Source organism: Glycomyces xiaoerkulensis, from assembly GCF_002798405.1.
Lineage (GTDB): Bacteria > Actinomycetota > Actinomycetes > Mycobacteriales > Micromonosporaceae > Glycomyces > Glycomyces xiaoerkulensis.
Window position 1 is genome coordinate 1 of record NZ_PGGV01000005.1, and the last position, 9438, is coordinate 9438.

At 65.1% G+C, this 9438-nt stretch carries 5 protein-coding genes and 2 rRNA genes; 3 read left to right on the forward strand and 4 right to left on the reverse strand.

Features of this window, described 5'->3' with window-relative positions; all coding sequences use genetic code 11:
- Together CUT39_RS02050 and CUT39_RS02055 are read left to right on the forward strand one after the other, a co-directional pair.
- The coding region (locus tag CUT39_RS02050; protein WP_100444296.1) for an ABC transporter ATP-binding protein at nucleotides 1-720 on the forward strand (720 nt) is incomplete at its 5' end.
- 26 nt (nucleotides 721-746) lie between these two features.
- Nucleotides 747-3263, forward strand: coding sequence for an ABC transporter permease (locus tag CUT39_RS02055; protein WP_198586800.1), 2517 nt, complete (start codon nucleotides 747-749; stop codon nucleotides 3261-3263).
- Nucleotides 3264-3325: 62 nt separating this feature from the next.
- On the opposite strand, the gene CUT39_RS02060 is transcribed toward CUT39_RS02055, so the two are convergent.
- Together CUT39_RS02060 and CUT39_RS02065 are read right to left on the reverse strand one after the other, a co-directional pair.
- Nucleotides 3326-4777, reverse strand: a complete 1452-nt coding sequence (locus CUT39_RS02060) for a sugar porter family MFS transporter (protein WP_100444298.1) — start codon at nucleotides 4775-4777, stop codon at nucleotides 3326-3328.
- Nucleotides 4778-4887: 110 nt separating this feature from the next.
- Nucleotides 4888-5376 carry a carboxymuconolactone decarboxylase family protein gene (locus CUT39_RS02065; RefSeq protein WP_157930428.1) on the reverse strand — a complete coding sequence of 163 codons (489 nt, stop codon included), beginning with the start codon at nucleotides 5374-5376 and terminating at the stop codon, nucleotides 4888-4890.
- A gap of 138 nt (nucleotides 5377-5514) precedes the next feature.
- Here CUT39_RS02065 and CUT39_RS20100 point away from each other — a divergent pair, with 138 nt between their 5' ends.
- A complete protein-coding gene (locus tag CUT39_RS20100) occupies nucleotides 5515-5658 on the forward strand; it encodes a hypothetical protein (protein WP_157930429.1) in 144 nt (47 codons plus the stop codon).
- Between the two features lie 180 nt (nucleotides 5659-5838).
- Here the strand turns inward: CUT39_RS20100 and rrf are convergent.
- Together rrf and CUT39_RS02075 are read right to left on the reverse strand one after the other, a co-directional pair.
- Nucleotides 5839-5955: ribosomal RNA gene (gene rrf, locus CUT39_RS02070) — 5S ribosomal RNA — on the reverse strand.
- 159 nt (nucleotides 5956-6114) lie between these two features.
- Nucleotides 6115-9245 (reverse strand): 23S ribosomal RNA (locus tag CUT39_RS02075).
- Between the last annotated feature and the right edge of the window lie 193 nt (nucleotides 9246-9438).

A 9438-nucleotide genomic window follows, 5' to 3' on the forward strand; every position in this document is an offset into this window, starting at 1 on the left:
TACGGGTCCGGCGAGGCGCAGGTCGTCGCGCTCCGCGACGTCTCGGTCGAATTCACCTCCGGCGTCCTCACCGCCATCATGGGCCCCTCCGGCTCAGGCAAGTCGACCCTGATGCACTGCCTCGCCGGCCTCGACACCACCGACCGCGGCTCGGTGAGCATCGGCGAGTCCACCATCACCGGCCTCAACGACAAGGCCCTCACCAAGCTGCGCCGCGACAAGATCGGCTTCATCTTCCAGCAGTTCAACCTCCTGCCCACGCTCACCGCCGAGGAGAACATCACCCTCCCGGCCGCCATCGCCGGCACCAAGGCCGACCCCGAGTGGGTCCGCCGCATCATCGACACCCTCGACCTGGCCGACCGCCTCGACCACAAGCCCACCGAGCTGTCCGGCGGCCAGCAGCAGCGCGTGGCCTGCGCCCGCGCCCTCGCCTCACGGCCCGAGGTCGTGTTCGCCGACGAACCCACCGGCAACCTCGACACCCGCTCCGGCGCCGAAGTCCTCCGCTTCCTGCGCACCAGCGTCGACGAATTCGGCCAGACCATCTGCATGGTCACCCACGACCCCAACGCCGCCGCCTACGCCGACCGCGTCGTGTTCCTCGCCGACGGCCAAGTCGTCGACGACATGCAGGACCCCACCGCCGAGGCGATCATCGACAAGATGCGCGGGTTCGAGAGGCTCGCCTACACCTCCACCGAAGGTGAGGACGCCTAGCAATGCTGCGCGCCACGCTCAAAGGAATGGCAAGCCGCAAGGCCCGGCTCGTCCTCACCAGCCTCGCCATCGTGCTCGGCTCGGCGTTCATCGCCGCCGCCCTGGTGCTCACCGCCTCGATCGAGGCCACGGTCGACGAGCTTAACGAGGACCGGTACGCCGGCGTCGACGTCCTGGTCGAGCCGGTCGAGCCCGAGACCCGCGGCGAGCGGATGGTCCGCGACGGCGTCACCGCGGACACGCTCGCGGACGTCGAGACCGCCGACGGGGTCGCCGACACCTCGGTGAGCGTCTCCTGGATGATCAACGCCCTCGACTCGAACGGCAAGGTCGTCGGCGGCTTCGCCCCGACCACGGCCGTCAACTGGGGCGACGAGCGGAGCCGGCGCGAGCTGCGCGAGGGCGTCGCTCCGAGCGCGGACGACGAGGTCGCGGTTTCGGCCAAGTTCGTCACCGACGCCGGCCTGGGCCTCGGCGACAGTGTCACCGCCTACTCCCCCACCAGCGACAAGGTCGCCTACGAGATCGTCGGCGTATACGGCTACCCCGGCGGCCGCGACTCGGTCGACGGCGCCACCGAGCTGGCGTTCACGACCGCGACCGCCCAGGAGCTCGTGTTCGACGGCCGGGACGCCTATTCGGCGGTCGCCGTCCACGCCGATCCCGGCACCAGCGCCGACGAGCTCCGGGAGACGCTCGCGGCCGCCGTCGGCGACGGCGGCCAGGTGATCACCCAGACCGAATACACCGCCGAGCAGAGCGCCGAGACCGCCGAGACGGTCGGCATCATCGGCAATTTCCTGCTCGGATTCGGCGCAGTGGCGGTGTTCGTCTCGGCCTTCCTGATCGCCAACACCTTCTCCATCGTGATCGCCGGACGGCTCAAGGAGATCGCGATGATGCGCGCGATCGGGGCCGCCAAAAGCCAGGTCGTCCGCTCGGTGCTGGCCGAGGCATTCCTCCTCGGCTCGATAGCCGCACTCATCGGCGCCGCGATCGGCGTCGGCGGCGGTGTCGGCCTGACGCGACTGGCCTCGGACGCGCTCCTCGACACCGCCGACGTGGCCGTGGCCGTACCGGCCTCGGCGGTGATCGCCGCGCTGGCGGTCGGCATCGGCGTCACGGTGCTCGCGGCGCTGGTGCCGGCAGTGCGTGCGTCCCGAGTGCCGCCGGTCGAGGCCATGCGGGAAGCGGTCAGGGCCGACAAGCCGATCACCGGTCTGACTCTCGCCGGCCTGCTCGTCGGCGCCGTCGGCCTGCTCCTGATCGCGTCGGGCCTGACCGAGAACCTCGGCGACCGGAACCTCCTGGGCGCGGCCGCGGGCGCCGGGCTGGTGTTCATCGGCATGGCGCTGCTGACCGCCTGGCTGTCGCGGCCGCTGGTGGGCCTGATCGGGATGCTGTGGTCGTGGAACTTCTCGGGCAGGCTCGGACGCCGGAACGCGGCCCGCAACCCGCGGCGCACCGCCGTCACCGCCGCCGCGCTCATGATCGGCGTAACGTTGGTGACCGCGACCGCGACGATGCTGACCAGCGTGAAGTCGAGCATCGAGTCCTATTTCGACGACAATGTCGAGGCGGAGCTGTTCGTGACCGGCCCGGTGACCGCACCGGTGCCGCCCGCGTTCGACCCGGCCGCGATGGACCGGATCCGGCACGTCGACGACGTCGACGCGGCCGTGGACCTCTACTACGACCCCGCCGAGGTCGACGGCACCGAGCAGTTCATGAACGCCACCACCGACTTCGAGGGCATCCTCGAGCTGTTCGGCGGCCGGGTCGAGGAGGGGTCGATCAGCGAACTGGCCGACGGCGAGATCGCCGCCAACGCCTCGGCGGCCGAGGACCTCGGGGTCGGCATCGGCGACTCGGTCGCCGCGACGTTCAGCCGCGGCGAGGAGCCGCACGAGTTCACGCTCGTGGCGATCCTGGAGGACAACGAGAACACCGACGGCTGGTACGTCACCACCGCCTATGTGGACGAGTTCTTCACCCCGAAGCCGACCACGGCCCTGGTGGACGTGGCCGACGGCGGCGACGTCGAGGCGGTGACCGGCGAGCTGGAGTCGATCCTGGCGAACGAACCGGAGGTGAGCGTACAGAACTACGAGGAGTACATCGGGCAGTTGACGGTATTCCTCGACTTCGCGATCATCGCGATCCAGCTCCTGCTGGGCCTGGCGATGATCGTGGCGGTGATCGGCGTGGTGAACACGCTGGTGCTGTCGGTCCTGGAGCGGACCCGCGAGCTGGGGATGCTGCGGGCGATCGGGATGACCCGCGGGCAGACGACCCGCATGGTGACCGTCGAGTCGGTCACGATCGCGCTGTTCGGCGCTGTCTTGGGCATCGGTGTGGGAATCGGCCTCGGCTGGGTGCTGCAGCGGGCGCTGATCGATACCGGCGTGGACGTGTTCGCCGTGCCGACCGGTCTGATCGTCGGCTATCTGGCCGCGGCGGTCGTCGTCGGCCTCCTGGCGGCCATCGCGCCGGCGGTGCGGGCCTCGAAGGTCGACATCCTCGGAGCCATCGCCTACGAGTAGGCATAACAAGGAAACCCGGAAAGAGGCAGGGAGGGCCCCGCGGGGCCCTCCCTGCCTCGGCGTCACGGCTCCGAGGGCCGGACCTTCCCGATCTTCTCGAGATCCTCCATGTCCTCCAGTTCGATGCCCTTGGTCTCGGGGACGGCCTTGAACACGAACAGCAGCGACAGCAGCGCGAACGTCGCATAGAGGCCGTAGGCCAGGCTGAGCCCGATCTCGGCGAGCTCGGGGAAGGTGGTGGTGATCATCCAGTTGCTGATCCACTGCGCCGCCGCCGCCACGCCGAGCGCCGAGGCGCGGATGCGGTTGGGGAACATCTCGCCGAGCAGGACCCAGACGACCGGGCCCCAGGTGAAGGCGAAACCGAGCACGTACAGGTTCGCCGCGACCAGTGCGACCGCGCCGGCGCCCGTGCTCAGGGCCAGGTCCCCTTCAGAGTCGACCGTGGCCGTCGAGAAGGTGACGGCCATGGTCGCGAGCGTGACCAGCATGACCGAGGAGCCGGACAGCAGCAGCCTCCGGCGGCCGAGCCGGTCGATCAGCAGGATCGCGATGATGGTGCCGACGATGTTGACGAACGAGGTGAAGACGCTGGTCAGGAACGAGTTGCTCTCGCTGAATCCGACCGACTGCCACAGCGAGGTCGAGTAGTAGAAGATGACGTTGATGCCGACGAACTGCTGGAACATCGAGAGCAGGATGCCCACCCACACGACCGGGAGCAGCCCCAGGCGCGGGCCCCGGATCTCCGACAGACGCATCGGCTTGTCGGTGTGCAGGGACTCCTGGATCTCCTCGATACGGAATCGGACATCGCCGCCGACGTACTTGCGCAGCACCGCCTTGGCCTTGTCGACCTGGCGGGTGGCGACGAGGTAGCGCGGCGATTCGGGGATGTGCAGGGCGATCATGAAGTACATGAAGGCCGGGACCGCCTCGGCGGCGAACATCCACCTCCAGGCCGGGCCGCCCCAAGGCGCCGGCTCGCTCGCGCCTCCGGACACACCTTGGATGACGAAGTTGACCAACAGCGAGAAGAAGATGCCCAGCACGATCGCGAACTGCTGGAGCGAGCCGAGTCGGCCGCGGAGGTTCGCCGGGGCCATCTCGGCGATGTAGGCGGGAGCGATGACGCTCGCGGCACCGACGGCGAGCCCGCCGATCACTCGCCAGAAGGTGAGGTCGACCGGCCCGGCGGACAGGGCGCTGCCGAGCGCGGATACGAAGAACAGCACGCCGGCCATGAGCATTACGCGGGGCCGGCCGAAGTGGTTGGCGAGGGCGCCGGCGAACCAGGCGCCGACCGCGCAGCCGAGGAGCGCCGAGGAGACGACGAATCCGACCTGCACCCCGCCGAGGTCGAAGGCGCGCTCGATGGCCTCGACGGTGCCGTTGATGACGGCGGTGTCGTACCCGAACAGGAATCCGCCGAGCGCGGCCGCTACGGAGACGAAGACCGCCGACGAAGGCTTGGCGGCGTCGGAGTCGACCAGCTCCTCGTGGTCCTTCGGCATGGCGTCCCCCAGAAACGAATCTATGCGCGCAGAGGCGTGGAAATCGTAAGCCTCGGAGGCGGGTATCCGTCATGGAACGACGCAATCTTCAGTGTCGGAACGCCGGGTGCTCAGTGGAGCTGCTCATCGATCTCGACCTCGAGCGCCCGCAGGATTCTCGACACCGCCAGATAGGTCGATCCGGCCACGGTGAACTCGGTCTGCTCGCTCGGGCCGAAGTGCTCGGCGAGCTGCCGGTCGTCGCGCTCGGTTCCGGCGGCAAGGTGGTCGGCGTAGGCCAGTACCGCTCTTTCGGCGCCGTCGAAGCAATCGGCGGACCGCCAGTCCGCGAGCGACTCGAGCTTCCGGGGCGGCACGCCCGCGTCCCGTGCCATCGGCAGGTGGTGGGCGAGCTCGTACTCCGAACCCTCCAGGTGGGCGACCCTGCAGATGAGCAGCTCCCGGTGGGTTCGCGACACGGCCGCTTCGTATCGGACCGCGTGGATGAGGTCGAGCAGCGGGCCGAGCATCGCGGGTGCGTGCGCGAGGGCTCGGTGCAGATTGATCGGCTCACGGCCGACTTGGGCCAGTTTCTGCAGCACCTCGTCTGGGAGTGGCACAACCGGGAGTCGCGAGATAGCCTTGTTCACTAGTGTGACCTGTCTAACTTGTGATGCGAATTATGAGCTTTGCATCGATGTGCGACAATGTCGCCAAGGGGCTGACCGCCCACCCTAGCCTGCAATGGAGGAGGCCGAGTGAGCACATTCTTGAGTGTCTCGGGAGCTGTCGGAGTCGCAATCCTGCTCGTCAGTGTGTCGCTGATGGCGTTCCTGGTGGTAGGAGCGATCTTCGGAGTCGGCGCCGGCGTCTACAAGCTCCGGGACGCCCTGACTTCTTAGGGGCGTGCCCCTTGATCCCCACACATCCCTGAGTTCGTCGATTCAAGACGTACGGCTGAGGGCCGCAGCATCTACTGCTGCGGCCCTCAGCCGTATTGCGTTCCGTTTTTGTGGTGCGTGCAAAAAAAGGGGCAGGGCACCGCTACACGGTGTCCTGCCCTCCTTGTTTCGTGTTGTGTTGTTTGGCGGTGTCCTGCTCTCCCACACCCTCGCGAGTGCAGTACCATCGGCGCTGGAAGCCGTAACGACCGGGTTCGGAATGGGACCGGGTGTGCCACTTCCGCTCTCACCACCAAACAAACCAGTGAGCCCCGCCCCCCTCCGGTCGGCCCCGCCCAGCGGGGCCGCCCGAGGCGGGCGGTGTGTTGCCTCAGAATCGCATAGCGTGCGTGAGCGCCCCCGTCCCCACCAGCGGAGACTGCGCAGGGCCCGCCTTTCGCGGGTTTGCTTGCATGTTGGGTTAAGTCCTCGGCGGTTAGTACCCGTCCACTCCACACCTTGCGGCGCTTCCATGTCGGGCCTATCAACCCGGTCATCTCCCGGGCGCCTCACCAACGGTTCGTTGACGGAGATCTCATCTGGAAGCACGCTTCCCGCTTAGATGCTTTCAGCGGTTATCGCTCCCGAACGTAGCCAACCAGCCATGCCCCTGGCGGGACAACTGGCACACCAGCGGTTCGTCCATCCCGGTCCTCTCGTACTAGGGACAGCCCTCCACCAAATCTCCAACGCGCGCGGCGGATAGGGACCGAACTGTCTCACGACGTTCTAAACCCAGCTCGCGTGCCGCTTTAATGGGCGAACAGCCCAACCCTTGGGACCAACTCCAGCCCCAGGATGCGACGAGCCGACATCGAGGTGCCAAACCATCCCGTCGATACGGACTCTTGGGGAAGATCAGCCTGTTATCCCCGGGGTACCTTTTAGCCGTTGAGCGACACCGCATCCGTACACCGGTGCCGGATCACTAGCCCCTGCTTTCGCACCTGCTCGACCCGTCAGTCTCACAGTCAAGCACCCTTCTACGCTTACACTCAAACACCGGTTTCCAACCGACGTGAGGGCACCATTGGGCGCCTCCGTTACCATTTAGGAGGCAACCGCCCCAGTTAAACTACCCACCAGGCACTGTCCCCCGACCCGATCCAGGGCCGCAGGTTAGAAGCCTCACCTGACCAGAGCGGTATTTCACCAACGCCTCGGCCGCCACTAGCGTGGCGGACTCCACGGCTCCCGCCTATCCTACACAAACCAGACAAAGCACCAATACCAAGCTATAGTAAAGGTCCCGGGGTCTTTCCGTCCTGCCGCGCGAAACGAGCATCTTTACTCGTACTGCAATTTCGCCGAGCATGTGGTTGAGACAGCGGAGAAGTCGTTACGCCATTCGTGCAGGTCGGAACTTACCCGACAAGGAATTTCGCTACCTTAGGATGGTTATAGTTACCACCGCCGTTTACTGGCGCTTCAATTCACCACGACACCCCGAAGGGCTGATGGATCCTCTTAACGTTCCAGCACCGGGCAGGCGTCAGTCCATATACCTCACCTCACGGCTTCGCATGGACCTGTGTTTTTAGTAAACAGTCGCTTCTCCCTGGCCTCTGCAACCCCCAACCGCTTCCGCCGGCTTCCGGCCACGACCGAGGGCCCTCCTTCTCCCGAAGTTACGGAGGCAATTTGCCGAATTCCTTAACCACACATCACTCGAACGCCTCAGTATACTCTACCTGACTACCAGTGTCGGTTTCGGGTACGGGCCGAGACACCACTCGCTAGAGGCTTTTCTCGACAGCACGGGATCACCGAATTCACCCTGACGGGCTACGCCTCAGCGCTCACCCCACATCCCCCCGGATTTGCCTGAGAGGACGGGCTACCACCTTACCCCGCCTGATCCACCAGACGGTACGGCTACCCCACTGCGTCACCCCATCACTACACTACACACGGCAGGGACCCCAACCAGCAACCAACACCACCACCACCGAAATGGCAGCGGCACCAGCAACCGACCGGTTAGCACAACCGCTATCGCGTCCATCGCGGCACTCGGGTACCGGAATATCAACCGGTTCACCATCGACTACGCCTCTCGGCCTCGCCTTAGGCCCCGACTAACCCAGAGCGGAACAACCGTCCTCTGGAACCCTTAGTCAATCGGCGCAGCTGATTCTCACAGCCGTCACGCTACTCATGCCTGCATTCTCACTCGCACCAAATCCACCAACACACCCCACAGGGCTACCTCACGGCTCGGCTTCACCTCTGGCACGACGCTCCCCTACCCAACACCGGACAAGCAAAACCTGCCCAGCGCTGCTACGGCTTCGGCGGTGTACTTCAGCCCCGCTACATTATCGGCGCGAAACCACTCGACCAGTGAGCTATTACGCACTCTTTCAAGGATGGCTGCTTCTAAGCCAACCTCCTGGCTGTCAACGCGACCCCACATCCTTTTCCACTCAGCACACCCTTAGGGGCCTTAGCCGGTAATCCGGGCTGTTTCCCTCTCGACCACCGATCTTCTCACCGGCGGACTCACTGCCGCACTCAACACCAGAGCATTCGAAGTTTAGCTGAGCTCAGTAACCGACACGGCCCATCACCCAACCAGCGCCCTACCACCCCGGTGCACCACACGACGCTGCACCTAAATGCATTTCGGGGAGAACCAGCTATCACGGAGTTTGATTGGCCTTTCACCCCTACCCACACCTCATCCCCCCAGTTTGCAACCTAGGTGGGTTCGGGCCTCCACGACCTCTTACAGCCGCTTCACCCTGGACATGGGTAGATCACCCCGCTTCGGGTCCACAACACACAACTCAACGCCCTCTTCAGACTCGCTTTCGCTCCGGCTCCCCCACACACGGGTTAACCTCGCTGCACATCACGACTCGCAGGCTCATTCTTCAAAAGGCACGCCATCACCCACCCGCAGCAGACGAATCCACCACACCGGGCTCTGACGGCTTACAGGCACATGGTTTCAGGCACTCTTTCACTCCCCTCCCGGGGTACTTTTCACCATTCCCTCACGGTACTCTCCACTATCGGTCACCGGACCACTTTAGGCTTACCAGACGGTCCTGGCAGATTCACACGAGACTCCACGAACCCCGCACTACTCGAGCACACAAGCCGCACCCAGCACATCAGCCTTCACCTACGGGACTCTCACCCACTCCGGCCGGCCTTCCCAGACCGTTCAGCTAACCAACACACCAGACACCTGCCCGCGGCAGCGGACAACGCCCATGCCTCACAACCCCGAGCCCGCAACACCTGCCGGCTATCACACGAACCCGGTTTAGCCTCCTCCGCTTTCGCTCGCCACTACTCACGGAATCACTCTTGTTTTCTCCACAGCAGGTACTAAGATGTTTCACTTCCCCGCCACACCACCGACTCCCCTATACATTCAGAAAGCGGCGACCGGGCACCAACCCGGCCAGGTTACCCCATTCGGAAACCCTGGGATCACAGCACAGTTGACAACTCCCCCAGGACTAACGCGGCCTCACACGTCCTTCATCGGCCATCCGGCACCAAGGCATCCACCATGCGCCCTACACAACTTAACCAACACCACAAACCACACCACCAGGGACACCAGCCCGAAAACGAACCAGCGCCCCAACCGAACCGCAGACCATCAACCCGAAGATCAACCACCCACAGCCCACACGGCAGCGCAGCCCTGTCAGTCAAGGCAGAAACAAAGACACTCACGCACACTATACAAATCTCAAACAACACACCAACCACACCCGACAC

Bases quoted from the DNA above. Each gene is read 5' to 3' on its own strand.
- CUT39_RS02055 (WP_198586800.1), top strand. From the start codon at position 747: ATGGCAAGCCGCAAGGCCCGGCTCGTCCTCACCAGCCTCGCCATCGTG.
- CUT39_RS02060 (WP_100444298.1), bottom strand. From the start codon at position 4,777: ATGCCGAAGGACCACGAGGAGCTGGTCGACTCCGACGCCGCCAAGCCT.